Annotated in this window: 18 protein-coding genes; 12 read left to right on the top strand and 6 right to left on the bottom strand. The window is 61.6% G+C overall.

The window, feature by feature from the left end; translation table 11 throughout:
* Window positions 1-50 precede the first annotated feature (50 nt).
* A complete protein-coding gene (locus J2Y41_RS15150; RefSeq protein WP_309929909.1) occupies window positions 51-914 on the bottom strand; it encodes a DUF3097 domain-containing protein in 864 nt (287 codons plus the stop codon).
* A gap of 162 nt (window positions 915-1,076) precedes the next feature.
* Between J2Y41_RS15150 and hrcA the strand changes: the two genes are divergently transcribed.
* Genes hrcA through J2Y41_RS15135 form a run of 3 tightly spaced genes read left to right on the top strand, consistent with a single transcriptional unit; the run spans window position 1,077 to window position 4,037 of the window.
* The gene (gene hrcA, locus J2Y41_RS15145) at window positions 1,077-2,084 is read left to right on the top strand and encodes a heat-inducible transcriptional repressor HrcA (protein WP_224164450.1); all 1,008 of its coding nucleotides are present in this window, start codon (window positions 1,077-1,079) and stop codon (window positions 2,082-2,084) included.
* A gap of 49 nt (window positions 2,085-2,133) precedes the next feature.
* Window positions 2,134-3,261, top strand: a complete 1,128-nt coding sequence (dnaJ, locus tag J2Y41_RS15140) for a molecular chaperone DnaJ (RefSeq protein ID WP_216925593.1) — start codon at window positions 2,134-2,136, stop codon at window positions 3,259-3,261.
* A 2-nt stretch (window positions 3,262-3,263) separates the two neighbouring features.
* Window positions 3,264-4,037 (top strand): 16S rRNA (uracil(1498)-N(3))-methyltransferase, encoded by a 774-nt coding sequence (locus J2Y41_RS15135; RefSeq protein ID WP_224164449.1) that lies wholly within the window; start codon window positions 3,264-3,266, stop codon window positions 4,035-4,037.
* A gap of 43 nt (window positions 4,038-4,080) precedes the next feature.
* Here J2Y41_RS15135 and J2Y41_RS15130 read toward each other — a convergent pair whose 3' ends face one another.
* Window positions 4,081-4,953: a GerMN domain-containing protein gene (locus tag J2Y41_RS15130; RefSeq protein ID WP_224167532.1), complete on the bottom strand. Its 873-nt coding sequence runs from the start codon at window positions 4,951-4,953 to the stop codon at window positions 4,081-4,083.
* A gap of 422 nt (window positions 4,954-5,375) precedes the next feature.
* Between J2Y41_RS15130 and J2Y41_RS15125 the strand changes: the two genes are divergently transcribed.
* The 5 genes from J2Y41_RS15125 (at window position 5,376) to J2Y41_RS15105 (ending at window position 10,881) form a co-directional block, all read left to right on the top strand.
* Window positions 5,376-6,461: a PhoH family protein gene (locus J2Y41_RS15125; RefSeq protein WP_224090480.1), complete on the top strand. Its 1,086-nt coding sequence runs from the start codon at window positions 5,376-5,378 to the stop codon at window positions 6,459-6,461.
* Window positions 6,458-6,931: an rRNA maturation RNase YbeY gene (gene ybeY / locus J2Y41_RS15120; RefSeq protein WP_309929696.1), complete on the top strand. Its 474-nt coding sequence runs from the start codon at window positions 6,458-6,460 to the stop codon at window positions 6,929-6,931. Before J2Y41_RS15125 ends, ybeY begins: the two co-directional genes overlap by 4 nt.
* Window positions 6,928-8,259: a hemolysin family protein gene (locus J2Y41_RS15115; protein WP_309929694.1), complete on the top strand. Its 1,332-nt coding sequence runs from the start codon at window positions 6,928-6,930 to the stop codon at window positions 8,257-8,259. The genes ybeY and J2Y41_RS15115 overlap by 4 nt, the downstream gene beginning before the upstream one ends.
* Window positions 8,243-9,205 carry a GTPase Era gene (gene era / locus J2Y41_RS15110; protein ID WP_224164447.1) on the top strand — a complete coding sequence of 321 codons (963 nt, stop codon included), beginning with the start codon at window positions 8,243-8,245 and terminating at the stop codon, window positions 9,203-9,205. Before J2Y41_RS15115 ends, era begins: the two co-directional genes overlap by 17 nt.
* Before the next feature lie 104 nt (window positions 9,206-9,309).
* A complete protein-coding gene (locus J2Y41_RS15105; RefSeq protein WP_309929692.1) occupies window positions 9,310-10,881 on the top strand; it encodes an LCP family protein in 1,572 nt (523 codons plus the stop codon).
* Window positions 10,882-11,008: 127 nt separating this feature from the next.
* Here J2Y41_RS15105 and J2Y41_RS15100 read toward each other — a convergent pair whose 3' ends face one another.
* The gene (locus J2Y41_RS15100; protein WP_309929690.1) at window positions 11,009-12,961 is read right to left on the bottom strand and encodes a M13-type metalloendopeptidase; all 1,953 of its coding nucleotides are present in this window, start codon (window positions 12,959-12,961) and stop codon (window positions 11,009-11,011) included.
* 251 nt (window positions 12,962-13,212) lie between these two features.
* Here J2Y41_RS15100 and leuA point away from each other — a divergent pair, with 251 nt between their 5' ends.
* From leuA to J2Y41_RS15085, 3 genes are all read left to right on the top strand, one after another.
* A complete protein-coding gene (gene leuA, locus J2Y41_RS15095; RefSeq protein WP_309929688.1) occupies window positions 13,213-14,952 on the top strand; it encodes a 2-isopropylmalate synthase in 1,740 nt (579 codons plus the stop codon).
* 86 nt (window positions 14,953-15,038) lie between these two features.
* On the top strand, window positions 15,039-15,794 hold the full coding sequence (recO, locus tag J2Y41_RS15090; protein ID WP_224090460.1) for a DNA repair protein RecO: 756 nt from the start codon (window positions 15,039-15,041) through the stop codon (window positions 15,792-15,794).
* A 2-nt stretch (window positions 15,795-15,796) separates the two neighbouring features.
* Window positions 15,797-16,621, top strand: a complete 825-nt coding sequence (locus tag J2Y41_RS15085; protein ID WP_224090459.1) for an isoprenyl transferase — start codon at window positions 15,797-15,799, stop codon at window positions 16,619-16,621.
* 13 nt (window positions 16,622-16,634) lie between these two features.
* Here the strand turns inward: J2Y41_RS15085 and J2Y41_RS15080 are convergent, their stop codons facing one another.
* The 3 genes from J2Y41_RS15080 to J2Y41_RS15070 are packed head-to-tail and all read right to left on the bottom strand — an operon-like array spanning window position 16,635 to window position 20,401.
* On the bottom strand, window positions 16,635-17,708 hold the full coding sequence (locus J2Y41_RS15080) for an alpha/beta hydrolase (protein ID WP_309929684.1): 1,074 nt from the start codon (window positions 17,706-17,708) through the stop codon (window positions 16,635-16,637).
* Complete coding sequence (locus J2Y41_RS15075) at window positions 17,705-18,712, bottom strand: alpha/beta hydrolase (RefSeq protein ID WP_224090458.1); 1,008 nt, start codon at window positions 18,710-18,712, stop codon at window positions 17,705-17,707. Before J2Y41_RS15075 ends, J2Y41_RS15080 begins: the two co-directional genes overlap by 4 nt.
* Before the next feature lie 9 nt (window positions 18,713-18,721).
* Entirely contained in the window at window positions 18,722-20,401 is a 1,680-nt protein-coding gene (locus J2Y41_RS15070) for an FAD-binding dehydrogenase (RefSeq protein WP_309929681.1), read from the bottom strand.
* Window positions 20,402-20,469: 68 nt separating this feature from the next.
* On the opposite strand from J2Y41_RS15070, the gene J2Y41_RS15065 reads away from it, so the two are divergent.
* Complete coding sequence (locus J2Y41_RS15065; RefSeq protein ID WP_309929679.1) at window positions 20,470-21,549, top strand: quinone-dependent dihydroorotate dehydrogenase; 1,080 nt, start codon at window positions 20,470-20,472, stop codon at window positions 21,547-21,549.
* Window positions 21,550-21,551: the final 2 nt, after the last annotated feature.

The raw sequence follows: 21,551 nt of genomic DNA, 5'->3' as shown, positions 1-21,551 counted from the left end.
ACGTCCCCGGGAAAAGTGCGTTCAGGAAACGTAAATTCAGGACAAGACCGTCAGGCAGTGGTGAGGAAATCGATGACTTCCTCCACCCTTCCCAGCAGCGAGGCTTCCAGATCGGCGTAGGTGCGGACCGCACCAAGCAGGCGCTGCCAGCCGAGTCCAATGTCTTCGGCGGTTTCGTGCGGCCAACCGAAAGCGGTCAATATTCCGGTCTTCCAGTCAGTGCCGCGTGGAACGTCCGGCCACCGCTCAATACCCAGCACTTTTGGCCGGATCGCTTGCCAGACGTCTACGTACGGATGGCCCACGATCAGCACGTTTCCGGCGGCTCCGGGCACCGTCATGGCTTCTGCGGCGATGCGTGATTCCTTTGAGCCCGCTACCAGATGGTCTACCAGGATCCCAAGCCTGCGGCCGGGCCCGGGTGAGAACTCTGCGATCGCTGACTTGAGGTCGTCCACGCCGTGCAGCGGCTCTACGACGATGCCCTCAATGCGGAGATCATCGCCCCAGACTTTCTCCACCAGTTCGGCGTCGTGCTTGCCTTCCACCCAAATACGGCTCGCCTTGGCCACCTGGGCACGCTGGCCCAGGACCCTGACGGACCCGGATGCCGTTCGACCCGGCTGCAGAGATGAACCAGAAGCCGAACCAGGAGCCTTTGCCGCCGGCGGCATGAGGCGGATGGCCTGTCCTTCAAGCAGGAAACCGAATCCGAGCTGGAAGGACTTGGTTTTACCACGCCGGTCCTCAAGGGAGACGATGTGCATTCCCCCCGATTTCTCCACGCGGGTGACTTCGCCCACCCAGCCGGACTGGACGTCTTCAAGGACCATCCCGCGCTGGACGGCTACCTCGGGGAGCTGGCGTTGGGCAGGAGCGGACAGATCCTGCGGGCCCCACGTATCGAAAGCCAAGGACTTCATACCCCTTTGTGCTGGTTGTGCTGGGAATAACTCCCGCGGGCGGTTTCAATGCTAGCAACGTGCTGGCTCATACTAGACTTGTTAGCACTTAGGCATGTTGAGTGCTAAGTATTGGTCCGATGTAGGCCCGGACAGTCGTCAGGAGGTGTTGCAATGAGTGAGCCACGCAAGCTTGAGGTGCTGCGCGCAATCGTTGAGGATTATGTGCATTCCCGCGAGCCTGTTGGATCCAAGGCACTTGTGGAGCGGCACCATCTCGGCGTTTCAAGCGCCACCATCCGAAACGACATGGCCGTACTTGAAGAAGAGGGCCTGATCGCGGCGCCGCACACCAGTGCCGGCCGGATCCCAACGGACAAGGGCTATCGGCTGTTCGTGGACAGGATCTCGCAGGTCAAGCCGTTGTCCGCCGCGGAGCGTCGAGCCATCCACTCGCTGCTGGAAGGGCCGGACGACCTCGATGACATCCTTGAGCGCACCGTCAGGCTGCTGTCGCAACTGACCAACCAGGTCGCCGTCGTACAGTACCCGCACTCCAACCGCGCACTTGTCCGTCACGTTGAATTTGTCCTCCTGGCGCCCAAGCAGGTTCTGGTGGTCCTCATCGCAGATACAGGAAGCGTTGGCCAGAAGGTCATCGAGGCTGGCTCCGATGTCAGCAACGAGGCCTTGATGGCCCTGCGCTCCCGGTTCCTTGGCAGTATCGCGGGAACCCAGCTGGCGCTGCTGCCGCAGGTGCTGCCATCCGTCGTGGCGCTGTGCCCGCCGGACCTTCGCGCACTCGCGCAGCATCTTGCCCATGGTCTCCAGGCTTTGAGCGACACCAGCCGTGAAGAGCGCATCGTCATGGCCGGAACAGCCAACCTTGCCCGCTCCAATGTGGATTTCCCGTTGAGTATCGGGCCAGTGCTGGAAGCTCTTGAGGAACAAGTTGTCATGCTCCGGTTGTTGTCCGATATGGGGGATGATCCCCGCGGCGTGACAGTCAGCATCGGACGCGAGAATCCTTACGATGGCCTGGCCGAGGCCTCGGTCGTGGCAACGGGGTACGGCTCCGGAGCCAAGGTCGGAATCCTCGGACCGACCCGGATGGACTATCCCACCACCATGGCTGCCGTGCGCGCCGTGGCCCGCTACCTTTCCCGCATTCTCGGCGGCTGACGCCAGCCCGAGGTAAGAACCGCTTTACAACAAGGAAGAGATACCGACTTTGAGCAGCCACTATGACGTTTTGGGAGTCTCGCCGGAAGCCACCGGGGAAGAGATCAAAAAGGCGTACCGCAAGTTGGCGCGAAAGCTTCACCCGGACGTCAACCCCGGGGAGGATGTCGCGGAGCAGTTCAAAGCCGTGACGCATGCTTACGAAGTGCTGTCCGACCCCCAGAAGCGTCGCGTCTACGATGCCACCGGCAACGAGAATGGCACTGACAACGGCTTCGGCGGCGGCTACTCAGGCCAAGGCTTTGCCTTCCAGGACATCTTCGACACCTTCTTCGGCGGTGGCGGCGGACACGCTGGACCAGCCTCCCGTGTGCGTCGGGGCCAGGATGCACTCATCAGCGTCCGCATCGACCTCAAAGACGCCGTGTTCGGTGTCAACAAGAAGCTCGAAGTTGATACGGCAGTGGTTTGCCCCACGTGTGATGGCAGCTGCTGCCGGCCGGGCACCCACCCGGAGCGTTGTGACATTTGTGGCGGCAGTGGCCAGGTCCAGAGGGCCGTTCGATCCATCCTGGGCCAGGTCATGACCACGGCACCCTGTGGTTCCTGCGAAGGCTTCGGTACCGTCATCAAGGATCCCTGCAATGAGTGCAACGGCCAGGGCCGCATCCGTAGCCGCCGGTCCCTCACCATCAAGGTACCTGCCGGTGTTGCCACGGGTACGCGGATCCAGCTCTCCGGCCAGGGCGAAGCAGGACCGGCAGGCGGACCTGCCGGCGACCTCTACGTAGAGATCCGCGTCAACAGTGACTCCACCTATATCCGTGAAGGCGACGATCTGCACGCAACACTGAGCGTTCCGATGACGGCCGCTGCTTTGGGTACGGAACTGAGCCTGGAAACTTTTGACGGGCCCCAGGAGATCGACGTCAAGGCCGGCACCCAGTCCGGCGAGGTCATCACGCTTCGCGGTTTGGGTGTTACCCACCTCAGGGGCTACGGTCGCGGCGATCTCAAGGTGCACCTGCACGTTGAGACGCCGGTCAAGCTGGATCCGGCACAGGAAGAGCTTCTGCAGCAGCTTGCCAAGTTGCGGGGCGAGCAGTTCAGCGAAGGCAAACTCGTGGCCAGCGGCGGCATGTTCGCCAAGCTGCGGGACAAGCTCGGTAACCTGTAGCGGTGAGCAACCCCGTTTTCTTCACGCCTGCCGGGACCCTGGACGGTGTTGAGCCGGGCGCGTTGTTCGTCATCGACGGTGCGGAAGCCCGGCATGCCGTGACGGTGAAGCGCCTCACCGTCGGTGAGGCCGTGGACATTGCCGATGGCGCAGGAGCCCGCCTGACAGGCACGGTGGCAGAGGCCGGCCCTGGAAGTTTGTCCGTCATGGCATCCAGTGTGATTTTCGAGGACCAGCCGGATGTGCGTTTGGTGCTTGTCCAGGCATTGGCCAAGGGTGACCGCGACGAGTTGGCTATTGAAACGGCCACCGAACTGGGCATTGATGCAGTGATCCCTTGGCAGGCCGAGCGATCCATTGTCCGCTGGAAGGGGGATCGCGCTGCAAAGGCCCACGCCAAGTGGCAGTCTGTGGTCACTGCCGCGGCCAAGCAGGCCCGCAGGGCATGGATACCCGAGGTACGTCCCATCCTGGATTCCGCGGCGCTGGCAAAGGCTGTTGCTGCCGCAGACCTGGCTGTGATCCTTCACGAGGACGCCAAGAACCCTTTGCGGACCGTCCTTGAAGCGCCGCTCGTGGCTGAAGGCGGCGGGCTGGAGTCGCCGCGTGAAGTCCTCTTGATCGTGGGGCCGGAAGGTGGCATCTCGCCGCGCGAAGTGACGCGCCTCAGCGACGCCGGGGCGGTCACGGCTCTCTTGGGCCACCACGTCCTGAGGTCATCGACGGCGGGACCCGCCGCCGTCGTACTCGCCTCCGACGTCCTGGGCCGTTGGTAGGCCGTGGGGGCTGGCAGGCGAAACTACCCTGGGGACCCTGGCTTTAGCCGACGCTGAAAAGACGCGTATCCGTGGTGGATGTGTCTGCTTGCCCGGAGTCCTGAACCTGGGTCACGCGTAATTCGTATTTCCCTGGTTTCAGGGTTGCGCTGAAGGAGAACACACCGAATTGTCCCGGCTCGCCGGTGGCCTTTGTCTGGCCGGTCAACAGGCTGGTTTTCTCGCCGCTGCCGTTGTCCCGGAGAATCTGCCAGCTGACCGGCTTGGAGCTGTCAGTGCTGCGGCCGTTGAACTTAACGGCGCCGGCGGGCAGCGAGGTGTCCTCCTGCGGGTCGATAATCCACAGTGGCGCGACCAAGGAAGCGTCCCTGGCCATTGGTTGACCGAGCCGCACCTGGCCGAACGCCATGAAATCCGTGTGGCCGTCGACCAGAATGACCACCTGGATTTGCTGCCCTGAGTTGATCAAGCCCGACGACGACGCCGCTGCGGTGGCCGTGTAGACCAGCTGCTGTACAGCCCGTTGCGCCATCCCTGCATCGAGGTTGGAATTGAAGGCGTCCCGCGAGATATCAACCGTGATCACGTTCTTGCCCGAAATGGAGGTTGCCAGGCTGCCTGGGTCCTGCCAGGGAGTAAAGAAGTCGTGGTCCAACGGCTTTTCGGCCATCATGATCCGCAGTGCTGTGGTGACGGGGTTTCCGTCGCCGGAGATGTCCCTGAATTCGCGGTACAGGTAGACGTCTTCCTTGCTCCGTCCAATCCAGTAAACCGGGATCTTGGTGGACGCCTGGGTGGTCTCCAGGGGAGCATTGCTGGCCGGAGCTTCCTGGACGCTGACGGGCGGCGCGCTGGAGGTAGCTTGGGTGGGTCCACCGTTGGCGATACAGCCGGTCAGCAAAAGGACAGCAAGCATCGCAGGCGCGGCGACGGCGGACTTTTTCCGCTTTCGCCCGCCGGGCTGATGGCTTACTGACTGCACGATGGGGGTTCCTTGCCTTTGCGGCCGGTGGTTGTCGCCGACGCGTCGAACGGGCGTAGTCTGACTACCCGCTCTGCCAGCTTGGCATATCGTCGACGGCGGCTGGCAGGGTTTCCGGGCACTGGCGGCAACTGAAACAGGATTGATACCCGCTTGATGCCGAGTTGAGACAAAAAGTCGTCCCCCCGCGGCCCGTGCAAGGTGGACGAAGCCCGCGTGTACGCTCTTGTCGTTCCGGGCTGGCGTAGGATTGAAGGCATTCCGGCATATGGCCTGGCGGTTCAGCCAGTCCCGTTGTCGAAACGATGGACCAACTGTATTCCGACCGGAGGAGAAGAGGCCGCACGGCCACCACTATGAGTGAATCCCTGAATGGGCGGTTGCGGACCGGAAACGGGAACCCAGCCACCACCGAGTTCCCGCACACCTTACCGGGCACGCGCACGGAAATCGTCACGTTCGACAACTCCGATCAGATGGTTCACTCATTGGGCAGCCATGACGAAGCCTTGCGTTACATCGAGGAGCAGTTCCCGGACGTCAATTTCCACGTTCGCGGCAATGAATTGTCCATGTCCGGTCCCTCCACGGTCATTCCGCGCATCATGCGCCTCCTTGAGGAGGTCCGCGGACTGGTTGCCAGGGGAACCGTCGTTACGCCTGATGTCCTCCAGCAGCTCGTTTCCCTCCTGAGGACACAGTCAGTCCAGAATCCCGTGGATGTCCTTACCCACAACATTCTGTCGAGCCGTGGCAAAACCATCCGGCCCAAGACCCTGAACCAGAAGAACTATGTGGATGCCATCGATGCGAACACGGTGATCTTCGGTATTGGCCCGGCAGGTACTGGCAAGACCTACCTCGCCATGGCCAAGGCCGTGCAGGCTCTGCAACTCAAGGAAGTAAGCCGGATCATCCTGACCCGGCCCGCTGTTGAGGCGGGGGAGCGGCTGGGTTTCCTGCCGGGAACGCTGAGCGACAAGATCGACCCCTACCTGCGGCCGCTTTACGACGCCCTGCACGACATGATGGATCCCGAATCCATTCCCCGGCTGATGGCTGCCGGCACCATCGAAGTCGCACCGTTGGCCTACATGCGTGGACGGACGCTCAACGACGCCTTCATCATCCTTGACGAGGCCCAGAACACCACTCCTGAACAAATGAAAATGTTCCTGACCCGTCTCGGATTCGGTTCCAAGATGGTTGTTACAGGAGACGTAACGCAGATCGACCTGCCTTTTGGCTCCACTTCCGGTCTACGGATCGTACGGGAAATCCTCACCGGGATCGATGACGTCAATTTCTCCATCCTGGAGGCTGCGGACGTCGTCCGGCACCGTTTGGTTGCAGACATCGTCTCCGCCTACAGCAGGTGGGATGACGCGCACCGTACGGATGGGGCTGCCGGCACACATCACAAACGTGGAGAACGAAAATGAGCATTGAAATCAACAACGAATCCGGCGTGGAGGTGGACGAAGCCCAACTGGTGACATTGGCCCGGTTCATCTTCGAGCGCCTCTACATCCACCCGCAGGCTGAGCTGTCCATCCTCCTGGTGGATGAACCCGCAATGGAGAAGCTGCACATTGAGCTTATGGACGAACCAGGCGCCACGGATGTGCTCTCGGTGCCCATGGATGAGTTGACGCCGGGCACGCCCGACAAGCCCACGCCGCAGGGAATGCTTGGAGACATTGCCATATGTCCCCAGGTGGCCGAGGTGCAGGCGCGGAACGCTGGACACACCACCCAGGACGAAATGCTGTTGCTCGCCACGCATGGCATCCTCCACCTCCTTGGTTTCGACCACGCCGAACCGGAGGAAAAGGAAGAAATGTTCGGTCTGCAGCGTGAGTTGCTGTCTGAGTTCCTGGGCAAGGATGCCCCCATGGAGACCATGCAGTGACCTCGCTCATCCTTGTCGGCATGGCGCTGGTTTTCCTCAGTTTCGTCGCCTTGCTGACGGCAGCTGAGGCTGCGTTCAATTTCCTGCCCCGGCACGAAGCTGAACAATCGGTAGTCCGCAGCAAGGGCAAGGCCTTGGCAAGCATCCTGAAGAACCCCGTCGCCCATATGCGTGCCCTGCGGTTCTGGCGGGTCTGGTTCGAGATGGCAGCAGCGGTCGCCGTCGCTGTCGTTATGCACAGTTTGCTGGAGAACGTGTGGCTCGCCGGCCTGGCGGCGACTGGCATCATGGCCGTCATCGGGTTCGTTCTGGTGGGCGTCTCGCCCCGGCAGTTGGGACGCGCGCATTCCGGCCCCATCGTCCGGTTTACCGCGCCGTTGATCAGGTTCCTCTGCTGGATCCTCGGACCGATTCCCGGCTGGCTTGTCGCGTTGGGGAGCGCGGTCGCGCCCGGCGCCCCCGGCGGTGATGACGCGTTCGTCAGCGAGGAAGAATTCCGCGAGTTCGTGGACCGCGCGGCAGAGTCGGACATGATCGAAGACAACGAAGCAGAGCTCATTCATTCGGTCTTTGACTTCGGCGACACCTTGGTTCGCTCGGTCATGGTTCCGCGCACGGACATCGTCAGCATTGGGACCGGTTCGGACCTTGAAGCGGCCATGGCCCTTTTCCTCCGGTCCGGCTACTCCCGGATACCGGTCATTGGTGAGAACACTGACCAGATCCGCGGCATTCTCTACCTCAAGGACGTTGCTGCGGCGATGCATCGCGGCGAACCCGGACTGCAACCGCACGACGTCGATTCCCTCGCCCGGGATGTTCGGTACGTCCCGGAATCCAAGCCCGTGAGCGACCTCTTGAAGGAACTGCAGAAGGAATCCACGCACGTGGCCATCGTTATCGATGAGTACGGCGGCACCGCGGGGCTGGTGACTTTGGAGGATCTTATCGAGGAAATCGTAGGAGAGATCGTTGACGAGTACGATTCTGCGGCGGAAGAAGCGGTGGATCTCGGCGATGGAACCTACCGTGTCAGTGCCCGCATGAGCATTGATGACCTCGGGGAGCTGTTCGATATCGACCTCGACGACGACGAAGTGGACACCGTTGGGGGCCTCCTTGCCAAGGCCCTCGGCCAGGTTCCGATCGTCGGGAGCTCCGTTGAAGTGAACGGTGTGTCGCTAAAGGCAGATAGGCTTGAGGGTCGCCGAAACCGGGTCAGCCACATCATTGCGGCAGCCATGCCAAAGGAAGACACTGACTTTGAAGACCTTCTCGATGAGGCAGACACAACGCAACAGGGAGTTCCACGTGAGCAAGCAAAGTAAGAAATTCGACGCCGATGACAATTTCGGTGGCTTCCACGCCGGATTCTCGGTCCTTGTTGGCCGCCCCAACGCGGGAAAGTCCACGCTGACAAATGCCTTGGTGGGGCAGAAGGTGGCCATTACATCGGCCAAACCGCAGACCACGCGCCACACGATTCGTGGCATCGTCCACCGCGAGGATGCACAACTGATCCTGGTTGATACCCCGGGCCTCCACCGGCCCCGCACTCTTCTGGGAAAGCGGCTCAACGACCTCGTGGCTGACACGTTGTCCGAGGTGGACGCGATCGGGTTCTGCTTGCCGGCAAATGAGAAAATCGGTCCTGGCGATAAGTACATCGCCGCCCAGCTGGCTGCCGTGGGCCGCAAGCCGATCGTTGCCATTGTGACAAAGACGGACCTCGTGGACCGTCAGGCCCTGACGGAGCAGCTGCTCGCAGTTGCTGCCTTGGGCCGTGAAGTCCTCGGAGACCAGGGCTGGGCGGATATCGTTCCCGTTTCTGCCGCCGACGGTTTTCAGGTATCCACTGTTGCCGACGTCCTTATCGGGCACATGCCGTCATCGCCCCCTCTTTACCCGGATGGTGAACTGACCGACGAGCCCGAGGCCGTCATGATCGCTGAACTCATCCGCGAAGCCGCCCTCGAAGGTGTCCGGGATGAGCTTCCCCACTCCCTTGCCGTTGTCGTTGAGGAAATTGTGCCCCGTGAAGGACGCACGGAGGACAACCCCTTGCTGGACGTCCGGGTGAACCTTTACGTGGAGCGGCCCTCCCAAAAAGCCATCATCATCGGTAAGGGTGGCAGCAGGCTGCGGGAAGTCGGAACCAACGCGCGCAAGGGAATCGAGACGCTCCTGGGAACCAGGATCTACCTCGATTTGCATGTCAAGGTTGCCAAAGACTGGCAGCGGGATCCCAAACAATTGGTAAAACTCGGCTTCTGATCCGGCGTCACGGCAACGGCGTGGCTGGGGCTCGATAAGGAACTTCCCAGAATCGGCCACTATGATTGCGGGGATCCACGTGTTTGAGGAAAGGTAACCGAATAGTGCGACGTCGTGACGCCCGCCCGCTGGGCCCCGGCACCGCTGCTCCCGATGCGGCGCGCCATGGGGAGGACCCCGAGGGAACTCCGCGCCACATGAACGCGCCCAAGGGGCTGCCTTTGTGGCTGAAGATTGTGACCGGCCTCGTGTCGGTGGCACTCGTTGCCGGCGTTGCTTTTGCAGCCTTCTGGTTTATCCGACTACAGACCAACATCACCAAGGCCCCGCTATCGGCGGCCGAATCACGCGATAGCAGTGATGCCGTGGTTAATGACAAATCGGACCGCCTGCAAATTCTTATCCTCGGCTCGGATACCCGCGATGGGAAAAACTCCCAGTACGGCAACGCGGACGATTCCACAGGCTACGGCCACTCGGATGTCATGATGCTGCTGGACATTTCCGCGGACAATAAACGGGTCAGCGTCATGAGTTTCCCACGTGACCTCCTGGTTAACGTGCCCCAGTGCACGGACCACACCAACAACCAGACGTTCCCCGCGCGGAGCGGTGTGATGATCAACGAAGCCATGGCAGAAGCCGGGATCGGCTGCGCGGTGGACACCATCAATAAGCTCACCGGCCTGGAAATTGACCACTTCATGATGGCCGACTTCAACGCGGTGAAGGAACTCTCCAAAGCCGTCGGCGGAGTGGATGTTTGTGTCAGTGATCCCGTCTTTGATCCGGACTCAGGTCTTCGTTTGGCGAAGGGCAATTCCCAGGTCGAAGGCGAGCAGGCGCTGGCGTTCCTGCGAACCCGGCATGCCTTTGGAGATGGTGGCGACCTGGGCCGAATCAAGGGCCAGCAGGCATTTCTTTCATCGCTGACACGTAAGCTCAAGGCGGACGGCACGCTGGGCAACCCGCAAAGGCTCCTGCAGATCGCTGACGTCGTCACGCAAAACCTCACCGTTGATGACGGGTTGGCATCTGTGCCATCGCTGTTGACGATCGGTGGCAGGCTGAAGGACATAGATGTCTCCAAGGTCGCATTTGTCGCGGTACCCACGCAGCCTGCCACGTTGGACCCCAACCGGTTGGAGCTCGTGGAGCCCCAGGCATCACAGCTTTTCGCGGCCCTTCGCGCAGATCTGGACCTGACGAATCCCGGGGCGACGTCCAGTCCAGCTCCAACAGCGCCTGCGGAAGGAACACCTTCGGCGGCTCCAACCACTGCTGCCCCGACAGTCCCGGCGTACAACAAAGCCATCCAGCCCGTGGCAGTCGCCAACGGCAGCGGAGTTGGGACCAGAGCACAGGAAATCCTGGCAACGTTGACCGGCAATGGATTTACACAGTCGGTGTCATATTTGGCAAACCCAGTGGAGAAGACTGTGGTCTACTACGGTCAGGACTTCGCTGACGTTGCTACGGACGTTGCCACGCTGTTCGGCATCCCTGCGGCACAGGTTCAGCAAGCCCAGGGAGTCTCGGGCGTGCAGCTCTACGTGGGCACCGACTTTGCAACGGGGACCGCCTATGGAGCGGCCTCGGTCCCGCCCGATGTTGTCAACCAGACGGCCAAAGAAGCAGTCTGCCAACAGGTGAACCCGCTCTACATCACGCAATAGCCGTCACAGCAGGGCAATCAGGCCCAGGGCGCCGGGCGGCAGGGTAACTCCGCAGCATAGAACAGGGCCAAAGACTAATGGCCGGACCCCGGGTCATCCAGGGGGCCGGCCATTCGTCGTAGTGGCTTTACCAGATGCTGACTCTGTCCTCAGGTGCCATCCACATCCGATCTTGGTCATTGACCTGGAAAGTTTCGTGGAAGGCATCGAGGTTCCGGGCAATGGCATTGGTGCGGAACTCGTTGGGGGAGTGTGGATCGGTAGCAAGCCTGCGGATCGCTTCCTCGCTACGGATCACCTGGCGCCAGCCGGCAGCCCAGGACATGAAGAACCGCTGCTGGCCTGTGAAACCATCCAGGACCTCAGGCTCGGCACCATCGAGGCTGATCAGGTAGGCCTTGTAAGCAATGGTGAGGCCGCCCAGGTCACCGATGTTCTCACCCAGCGTCAGTTTGCCGTTGACCTTGTGCTCAGGTGCTGCGTAGGGGGATAGCGCATCGAATTGGGCAACCAACTTTGCCGTGCGGGCTTCGAAGGCCGTCCTGTCCTCTTCGGTCCACCAATTGCGGAGGGCGCCGCTTCCGTCGAATTGGGATCCCTGGTCATCGAATCCATGGCCGATCTCATGTCCGATCACCGCGCCAATCCCGCCATAGTTCACGGCGTCGTCTGCTTCTGCCGTGAAGAACGGCGGCTGCAGGATGGCGGCGGGGAACACGATTTCGTTCAGCATCGGGTGATAGTAGGCGTTCACGGTCTGAGGGGTCATGAGCCACTTGTCCAGATCCACCGGCTTGCCGATCTCGTCCAGGTGTCGATCGACGTCGGCGTCGTGGGCCCGCTCAACGTTGCCCAAGAGGTCGTTGGCGTCGATCTCAACGGCGGAGTAATCGATCCATTTTTCCGGGAAACCAATCTTGGGGCGGAACGCGTCCAGCTTCTTCAGGGCTTCGGCCTTTGTGTCCTCACCCATCCACTCAAGGGAAGAAATGCTGTCCCGGTAGGCCTCGATCAGATTGGCGACGAGGGTTTGCATCCTGGCCTTGTGTCCGCCGGGGAAATGCCGCTCCACGTAGATTTGGCCCACCGCCTCACCAAGTGCTGCTTCGACGACGGCTACGCCGCGCTTCCAGCGCTCCTTGTTCTGTGGGGTGCCACTGAGGGTGGTCCCGTAGAAGTCGAAGTTCGTGTCCACGAACTCCGAGGAGAGGTAGGGCGCCGCTGAGTTGAGCACCCTTACGGTCAGCCATTCCTTCCAGACGGCAAGGGGTTCCGATTCGAGAAGCGCGGCCGCGCCGGCAAAGAAGTCCGGCGTGCTGACTACTATTTCGCCGCGTTTGCCGGCATCGACGCGGCCGGCCTCAAACCAGGTATTCAATAGCGGGAACAGCTTCGCTGCTTCTTCGGCCGTTTTCAGGTTGTATGTCTTTTGGGGATCCCGAAGCGTGACGTTGTCCCAGTGGTGGGATGCGAGGGCCTTTTCCAAGGCAACGATGCGACCAGCAGCGCCCTCTGCGTCAGCAACGCCGGCGAGGCCGAGCAACTTGGCGACGTATTCACCGTAGGCTGCCACAATCGGGGCAAACTTTTCATCGCGGTAGTAGGACTCGTCCGGGAGGCCGAGGCCGCCTTGTCCGATGTACAGAAGAATCCGCTCCGGGTTTCCGGCGTCAGGTGCCGGGTAGATGGAAAACAAGCCGGAAACGTCGCACCGGAACAGCCGGCCCAGCAACGCCGCAAATTCCTCTGCGGAACCCACTGACCGGACTTCCTCCAGTCGCTCCCGCAAGGGCTCGAGTCCCTTCGCCTCTGCCGCGGCCTCATCCATGAAGCTCGCGTAAAGTCCGCCGACCTTCTGTTCGATGCCGGAGGCCGATGCTCCCTTGTTGGCGGCTTCCTCGATGATCGCCTTGACGGCCAGTTCTGCCTCGTCACGCAAAGCCGTGAAGGTGCCTTCCAGCGGGCGGTCGTCAGGGATCGTCGTGCTGTTCAGCCACGCACCGTTGACGTGCTGGTAGAGGTCGTCCTGCGGCCGGACGCTGTGATCGATGTTGGAAAGAGTGATCCCCGACTGTGGCACTGTGGCTCCTTGAATGGACGCTGCAGCCGGCGTTGCCACCGTCGCTGCGTCTGCATAGTGGACGTTGCATGAGGTGTTGCAATGTCATCATACGCATCGTGTTACTGTGAACTTGTGCGTGCGGGAATGCTTCTTCTTAGCTGCCGCGGCGAGGCCTGAAAGCTATCTGAAAAGCTGGGCCACCCTCGCCGCGGAGTTTCGTTGTGCCCGGCTAAGCTTTCATTTAGATCTTAGAGAAAAGGCCACACGACATGCGTAATGCACAAAAGCCCTCCGGTATGCCGATTCACCGTTACCTGCCGTTCCAGGACCAGATCACTGTCGAAGTTCCGGATCGTACCTGGCCGGACAAAGTCATCACCAAGGCCCCGCGCTGGTGTGCAGTGGACCTGCGCGATGGTAACCAGGCACTGATCGATCCCATGAGCCCGGCGCGCAAGCTGAAGATGTTCCAGCTGCTGGTCAACATGGGATTCAAGGAGATCGAGGTTGGGTTCCCCTCCGCTTCCCAGACCGACTTTGATTTCGTTCGGCAGCTGATCGAAGGCGGCCATATACCGGACGATGTCACTATCCAGGTCCTCACCCAGGCGCGTGAACACCTGATTGAACGGACCTATGAGTCCTTGGTGGGTGCCAAGCAGGCGATCGTGCACCTGTACAACTCCACTTCGGTGCTGCAGCGCCGGGTTGTCTTCAACCAGGACGAGGACGGCATCCTCGATATCGCCCTGCAGGGTGCCCGGCTGTGCAAAAAGTATGAAGAGACGCTGACCGATACCCACATCACCTACGAGTACTCTCCGGAGTCGTTCACGGGAACCGAGCTGGAGTATGCAGCCCGGGTCTGCAATGCAATCGCAGATGTGTTTGAAGCGTCAGCGGACAAGCAGGTCATTATCAACCTGCCGGCCACGGTGGAGATGGCAACCCCCAACGTCTATGCCGACTCGATTGAGTGGATGCACCGCAATCTGCATCCCCGCGAGGGCATCATCATTTCACTGCACCCGCACAACGATCGCGGTACCGGCGTTGCTGCCGCGGAACTCGGCTACCTGGCTGGAGCAGACCGCATTGAGGGCTGCCTGTTCGGCAATGGTGAGCGCACAGGAAACGTTGACCTCGTCACCCTGGGCCTGAACATGTTTGTCCAGGGCGTGGACCCCATGATCAATTTCTCCGACATCGACGAGATCCGCCGCACGGTTGAGTACTGCAACCAGTTGCCCGTTCCCGAACGTTCGCCGTACGGTGGCGACCTCGTCTTCACAGCCTTTTCCGGTTCGCACCAGGACGCCATCAAGAAGGGCTTCGAAGCACTCGAGAAGGATGCGGCTGCGGCAGGGGTGCCCGTGGACGAGTTCACCTGGCAAGTTCCGTACCTGCCTATCGACCCCAAGGACCTGGGCCGAAGCTATGAAGCTGTCATCCGGGTCAATTCTCAGTCCGGCAAGGGCGGCGTCGCCTACCTGCTGAAGAACGAGCACAATCTCGATCTGCCGCGGCGCGCCCAGATTGAATTCTCCGGCGTCATCCAGCGCCGCACAGATGCTGTTGGTGGCGAGGTCAGCGGGGCGCAGCTCTGGCAGATCTTCCAGGACGAATACCTGCCCTCCGATGAGGAACAAGCCCAGTGGGGCCGGTACTCCCTGGGCAGCGTAAGCACGGAAACGGATGAGTCCGGCGCTATGACCATGAACGCAAACCTGCGGATTGATGGCGTAGAGGTGCGCAGGACCGGCCACGGTAATGGTCCAATCGCCGCGCTCCTGGACATCCTGCACCACGACGGCGTTGATGTCCGTGTGCTCGACTACAGCGAACACGCATTGTCAGAGGGCGGCAGCGCAAGTGCGGCTGCTTATGTTGAATGCGCGGTGGGCGAACGCGTCCTCTGGGGCGTGGGAATTGATCCCAGCACCACGACGTCCTCGCTGAAGGCGCTGATCTCGGCTGTAAACCGGGCAGTTCGGGACGCCCAGGCCTAACGCCAAGACCGTGTGGTGACGGGAAATACCGTCACCACACGGTCTTGTGGTCCTTCCAGGCCACTGGCTTAGTGCGAAGATTAGTTGTGGCCAATCCCTCCTCATTTGCAGCGCGGTCCTACCGGGACGATGCCGTTGTGCTCCGCACCCATAAGTTGGGCGAGGCAGATCGGATTATTACCCTGCTGACCAAGCATCACGGGCAAGTACGTGCGGTCGCAAAAGGTGTGCGGCGGACCACCAGCCGTTTCGGCGCCCGGCTGGAGCCGTTCATGGTGGCCGACTTGCAGCTCATCTCTGGCCGAACCCTGGATATCGTCACCCAGGCTGTTGCCAAAGGCGCCTATGGAAGCAGCATTGCGGCGGACTATGGCCGCTTCACTGTAGCTGCTGCCATGACAGAGACGGCCGAGAAGCTTACGGACGCGGACGCCGAATCCGGCACGGCCCAGTACAACCTCTTGGTAGGTGCCTTGGCGGCGCTCAGCCGCTCGGACCATGCCCCCGAACTTATTCTGGACTCCTATCTCTTGCGCGCATTGGCCACAGGCGGATGGGCGCCGAGCTTTACTGATTGCGCCCGGTGCGGCAAGCCCGGACTGCACACGGCCTTTGCCGCGCCACTCGGGGGTATGGTGTGTGGCGATTGCCGCCCGCCTGGCTCACCGGCTCCGGCGCCGGAAACCGTGGTGTTGCTCGGAGCCCTCCTGACCGGGGATTGGGGCGTAGCTGACGCCTCGGACCCGAGGCATCGACGCGAAGCAGCCGGACTGGTGGCCAGTTACCTGCAATGGCATTTGGAACGCGCCTTGAAATCACTCAAACACGTGGAGCGAAGCTGACTGTGGCACTTGGAAAGAAAAGCAAGACAACCCCGGCGCGGACTTCGCCCGTAGTGGCCCCTTACGGACATCCTTCAGGTGCCGTTCCGCCCAACATTCCAAGTGAACTTATTCCGCAGCATGTAGCGATTGTCATGGATGGCAATGGACGTTGGGCCAACCAGCGGGGACTGCCGCGAATCGAGGGGCACAAGGCCGGCGAGCCGGCACTGCTGGACGTTATGGCCGGCGCCATTGAGCTAGGCATCAAGTACGTCAGCGTGTACGCGTTTTCCACGGAGAATTGGCGGCGATCCCCGGAGGAAGTCCGCTTCCTCATGGGATTTAACAAGGATGTGCTACGTCGCCAACGCAATCAGCTCGATGAATGGGGAGTCCGGATCCGCTGGGCCGGTCGACGCCCCAGGCTCTGGGGCTCGGTGATCCGTGAGCTTGAAGAGGCCGAGGAATTTACCAAGGCCAATGACACCTGCACGTTGACCATGTGTGTTAATTACGGTGGCCGGGCGGAAATCGCCGACGCCGTCTCAGCCATAGCTGAGGACGTTGCCGCCGGGCGCCTTAAGCCAGGATCGGTGACGGAGAAGACCATCCAGAAGTACCTGGACGAGCCCGACCTCCCCGACGTAGATCTCTTCCTGCGCAGTTCCGGGGAGCAGAGATTGTCAAACTTCCTGCTGTGGCAGTCCGCATACGCCGAATTCGTCTTTATGGACACGTTGTGGCCGGACGTGGATAGGCGCACGCTCTGGGACGCCGTCGAGATTTATGCCAAGCGGGACCGCCGCTACGGCGGGGCAGTTGACGCGGCCCCAGCCGGAAAGTAGTGGGCCCGCTACTTCAATACGGGTAGGACGAAAGCCAGACCGACACATCACGGTACGCCTGTTGGCGGATGGTCCTCCGCGACAAAAAGATGTCGTGCAGCGCCCCGGGGTAGCGGAACACAGCTGTACGCCTCCCCAGGCCCAGCGCGCGCCGGGATGTCTCCTCGACGTCGATCACGGCATCGGCCCTCATGAGGTCCGACGTCCATTCGGCCTGGATCCGGGTCCGGCCCGATAAAAGGACCAGCACCGGGGCATCGATATTGAGTTTGCGCTCTACCGCTTTGTGGCCGGCAAGCACTGCCTTCGTCCAGCCAGCGCGGATGGGGAATGAGCCGCGCGGACGCCAGACGGGATCCAGCGGCCACTCGCCGTGGGCCTGGTTACTGACGCTCTCCCAGTACGCAGGCATTTCAGGGAACCTGAATGGGCGCTTGGGGTCGGTCCGCGCGAAGGGCTCCACCACATGCATGGCGATGCTGCGAATCAGGCTGCTGCCTTGGAGCTCCAGCCATGGCGAGTTCAGGACAAGTGTCCCGATCCTGCCTGGATGGCGGTCCGCCCACAGAGAAGCAATCAGACCTCCCAGGGAGTGCGCAAGCATATGGATCGTTGGCGACGCCGGACTGTTGGTCCTGGCCACAACGTCCCGTTCGATCTCCAGCAAGGCTGCTTCGATGTCTTCGTCGTAGACAGCCAGATCGGTTGTGTATCCGGGAGTCTGACCAGGCAGCAGGCTGCGCCCAAATTTCCGAAGGTCCAGCGCGTAGAAATGAAAGCCGGACGCCGTCAGGTACTCGGCGAGTTCGGTCTGGAGGAAGTAGTCAGCCCAGCCGTGCAGGTAGAGGACCACCCGCGGTGCCCCCGTGGGATCCATGGACGCCGCACGACGCCTGCGTTGCGTGAAGGTGGAGAAGAAATCAAGGATGCCGTGAGGGGTTGCGGCTGTGACGGGCGGGGCATGCCTGACGAGTGTTGCTTTGACGGGGCCCTCCTCGTCAGGAGACAGGGGGAGTTCCAGTCGTTCGTATCCGGTGCCCAGGATGTCCGGTTGCCAAAGATGTACCGATTCTTCGGTGGTGGTCATGCGTCCCCCTCCTGCCGTACCTGCGGCAAGTCACTCTCCATGTACCCGCGAATCCATCGTGAAAGCCTCGCGTAGGCATCTGCCCGGACGTTGGGTGCGGACAGGAAGACATCATGCAGCCCGCCATCCACTCTTTCCAGAGTCACACTGCGACCCAATGCCATGGCACGCAGTGCGATGATGCCGACGTCCAATACAGCATCCGAACGCCGCATGGACTCCTGCCACACCATTCCGTTGGCGCTGGCTGTCGATGTCAGAACCAGCACCGGGATGTCCAGGTCCAGGCCGCGTGCAACCTGTGAGTGGCCGGCCAGGACGGCGCTCAGCCAACCGGCTCTGACGGGAAAGGCCAGGGGTGGCCGGTACTTTTCATCCAGCGGCCATTCGCCTTCGGCGGTATTGCTGATGCTGCGGAAGTAGAATCCACGCTCCGGCAGCCTTAAGACCATCTCGGGCCGGACCCTGGCAATGGGTCCCACCATTGCTTGGGCGGCGCGCCTGACAAGTGAGCTGCCATGCATTTCAAGCCAAGGGCTGTTGAGGATCAGGTGCTGCACCCGGCCTGGGTGCTTGCTCGTCCACAGTGCTGCGATGAGGCCCCCGGTGGAATGGCCCATCAGGGCAACACCATTTCTGAGAGGTCCCGTGCTGTCGCTGTGGATGACCTCGAGGGCACGGCTGATTTCGGCGTCGTAGTCCCCAAGATTGGCCACGTACCCGCCCGGCGAACCTGAAGTCAGGCTCCTTCCATGGTTATGCATGTCCAATGCATAGAATTCGTACCCGTGCCCTGCCCAAAACCTGGCAAGTTCCACATTGAAGAAGTAGTCGCTCCAGCCATGCAGGAACAGCAACGCGCCGTGCGTGGCCTGGCCCTCCTGGGTGGTCGACTCCGGCCGGTGACGGACCAGGGTTGCACGGCGCACCACGCCGTCAGGCCCTTCCACGTCCAAGGCGCATGACTGGAAGTCCACTCCCAGTATGTCGGTCGACCAATCCATGCCTTCAGCTTAGACACTCGCCGCTGCGTCGCGTCCCGCGGCCCTGCCTGTGAAAAGACATCCACCCAGGAAGGTTCCCTCCAGGGCCCTGTACCCATGGATGCCGCCTCCGCCGAAGCCCGCCGCTTCACCGGCTGCATAAAGGCCCGGGATCACCCGGTCTTCCTGGTCCAGGACCCGGGACCTGAGGTCAGTCTTCAGCCCTCCCAGGCTTTTCCTTGTGAGGATGGACAGCCTGATGGCAATGAGCGGTCCGTGGGCAGGATCGGCCAGGCGGTGTGGGGGAGCGACGCGCATCAGTTTGTCAGTGGCAAAACGGCGGGCCGCGCGGATAGCAGCCAATTGGGGGTCCTTGCCCAGTCCGCTTGCCACTTGAAGGTCGCGGGCGCGCACCAGCGCATCCAGGTGGTCAGCGCTGATCAGTTGATTGCCCGTGAGTGCGTTCATTTTCCCGGCCAGATCATGGGGCGAGGATGCCTGAATGAAGTCGATGCCTTTGTCCAGGAAACGTTGTATGGGGGTATCGCTGCCTGGCTTCAGTCGGGAAACGAGCAGTGAAACGTCCCTCCCGGTCAGGTCCGGGTTCTGCTCGGATCCGGAAAGCGCGAGTTCCTTGAGCGCAATGGTACGGTTCAGGACGAACCACGAATAACTGTGACCGGTGGCGACGATGTGGCGCAGCGCGCCAAGGGAATCGAAGCCTGGAAACAGAGGCGCCGGCAGCTGTTGCCCATCGGCATCCAACCACAGGGATGACGGACCGGGAAGGATGCGGATGCCGTGCTTGGGCCACACGGGATCGTAGTTATGGATGCCCTCGGGGTAATGCCACATGCGGTCTCCGTTCACCAACGATGCACCGAGGGATTCCACAACTGGAAAGAAATTACCATCCACTGAAGCGGGAACACCGCTGAGCATGTCAGCCGGTGCAGCGTTGTCCGGCCATTGCCGGCGCACGGTCTCGTGATTGCCGCCGATGCCGCCTGTAGTCACTACGACAGCGCCCGCCCTGGCCTCGAAACCCCCGACGGCGGTTCGCGAGGACGCTTGGCCGCGCACCGCCGTCGAGGGTTCCAGAATCTGGCCCGTGACACCTGCCACCCTGCCGGCCGTCGTCGACAGCCCAGTAGCCCTGTGCCGGAAGTGCAGCGATACCCTCCCCGTCTGGACACCTTCCTGCACCTTGGCCAAAAACGGTTCCACGAGGGCGGGGCCCGTTCCCCACGTGACGTGGAACCGGGGAACGGTGTTTCCGTGTCCTTGGGGGCCATAACCTCCGCGTTCTGCCCATTGCACCAAAGGGAAGATGCCGACGTCGAGGCTTTTCAGCCAGGCGCGCTTCTCACCGGAGGCAAAGTGGACATAAGCTTCGGCCCACTGCCGCGCCATTGCATCGTGTGGCCGGTCAAAGCCTGAGGAGGCCACCCAGTCCGAGAGCGCCAATTCAGCGCTATCCCTGACACCGAGCCGGCGCTGCTCCGGCGTGTCGACCATGAACAGGCCCCCGAAGGACCAATGTGCCTGTCCACCCAGGGATGCCGCTGGCTCCTGGTCCAGGACCGCCACGCGCTTGCCTGCCGCGTAGGCGGTTGCTGCCGCTACCAGTCCGGACAAGCCTGCACCTACAACGATGACGTCGGCGAGGATTGGATTCCCATGATCTGCATCACGATCTTGTAGCGGCATGCGTACATGCTAGCCGCAGGCAAGGTCACGGGTTTGGTGTGTTGTCAGTAAACCGGAAAACTAGGACCATGCGTGTTTACCCCACCTTCTTCAAGCTCGCCTTCTCCTGGATGGATGCCGAGAAAGCCCACAAGATCGGCTTTCAAGCGATCCGGGCGGCCCACCGCACCGGCGCAGGCAGGGTTCTTGCCAGGATCACAGCTCCGGATGCATCCCTTCGAACCGAGGCGCTTGGGTTGACGTTCCCCTCTCCCTTCGGTTTGGCAGCCGGCTTTGACAAGGAAGGCCACGGAATCGAAGCGCTGGCCGATCTGGGATTTGGCCACGTGGAGGTGGGAACCATCACCGGGCAGGCGCAGCCTGGCAACGAAAAGCCGCGTTTGTTCCGATTAATTGAGGACCGCGCCGTCATCAACCGGATGGGCTTCAATAACGACGGCGCAGCAGCAGTTGCTCCGCGACTCAAGTCAGCGAAAGCTGCACTGCAGCGCATGCACGCCGATGTACGGCCCGTGATTGGTGTCAACATCGGCAAGACGAAAGTTGTTGAGCTGGAGGAGGCCACAGAGGATTACCTCGTCAGCGCCCGGAGCCTCGCTCCCGCTGCCGACTACCTCGTGGTCAATGTCAGTTCCCCCAACACGCCGGGACTACGGCTTCTCCAGAACGTGGAAACTCTTCGGCCGCTGCTCCGGGCCGTGGGGGATGCCGCAGATGAAGCTGCTGGCCGCCATGTTCCCCTGCTCGTCAAGATAGCGCCTGACCTGAGCAACGAGGACATCGACGACGTCGCCCGGCTTGCGCTTGACCTCAAGCTGGACGGCATCATTGCAACCAACACCACCATCGCCCGGGACGGCCTCGTCACTGATGCTGCGAAGGTTGGATCGCTGGGAGCCGGTGGGCTTTCAGGTGCCCCACTGAAGCAGCGGTCACTGGAGGTCCTGCGACGACTCAAGGACGCCGTCGGTGACCAGCTGGTACTGATTGCCGTGGGCGGCGTGGAGTCGGCCCAGGATGTCCAGGACCGTTTGAATGCTGGGGCAACCCTGGTGCAGGGCTACACCGCGTTCCTCTACGAGGGCCCGTTCTGGGCATCGCGCATCAACAAGGGCCTCGTGAAGATCCGGAAGCGGGACTCCCGCTAGTC

Origin of the sequence: Arthrobacter sp. 1088 (assembly GCF_031455315.1) — a bacterium.
Taxonomy (GTDB): domain Bacteria; phylum Actinomycetota; class Actinomycetes; order Actinomycetales; family Micrococcaceae; genus Arthrobacter.
Note: the sequence above shows the minus strand (reverse complement) of the source record. Positions and strands in the feature narration are given on the sequence as shown.

Coding starts and splice junctions, on each gene's coding strand:
- hrcA (WP_224164450.1), top strand. CDS start 1,077: ATGAGTGAGCCACGCAAGCTTGAGGTGCTGCGCGCAATCGTTGAGGAT.
- J2Y41_RS15130 (WP_224167532.1), bottom strand. CDS start 4,953: ATGCTTGCTGTCCTTTTGCTGACCGGCTGTATCGCCAACGGTGGACCC.
- J2Y41_RS15125 (WP_224090480.1), top strand. CDS start 5,376: ATGAGTGAATCCCTGAATGGGCGGTTGCGGACCGGAAACGGGAACCCA.
- ybeY (WP_309929696.1), top strand. CDS start 6,458: ATGAGCATTGAAATCAACAACGAATCCGGCGTGGAGGTGGACGAAGCC.
- leuA (WP_309929688.1), top strand. CDS start 13,213: ATGCGTAATGCACAAAAGCCCTCCGGTATGCCGATTCACCGTTACCTG.
- J2Y41_RS15080 (WP_309929684.1), bottom strand. CDS start 17,708: ATGACCACCACCGAAGAATCGGTACATCTTTGGCAACCGGACATCCTG.
- J2Y41_RS15075 (WP_224090458.1), bottom strand. CDS start 18,712: ATGGATTGGTCGACCGACATACTGGGAGTGGACTTCCAGTCATGCGCC.
- J2Y41_RS15070 (WP_309929681.1), bottom strand. CDS start 20,401: ATGCCGCTACAAGATCGTGATGCAGATCATGGGAATCCAATCCTCGCC.
- J2Y41_RS15065 (WP_309929679.1), top strand. CDS start 20,470: ATGCGTGTTTACCCCACCTTCTTCAAGCTCGCCTTCTCCTGGATGGAT.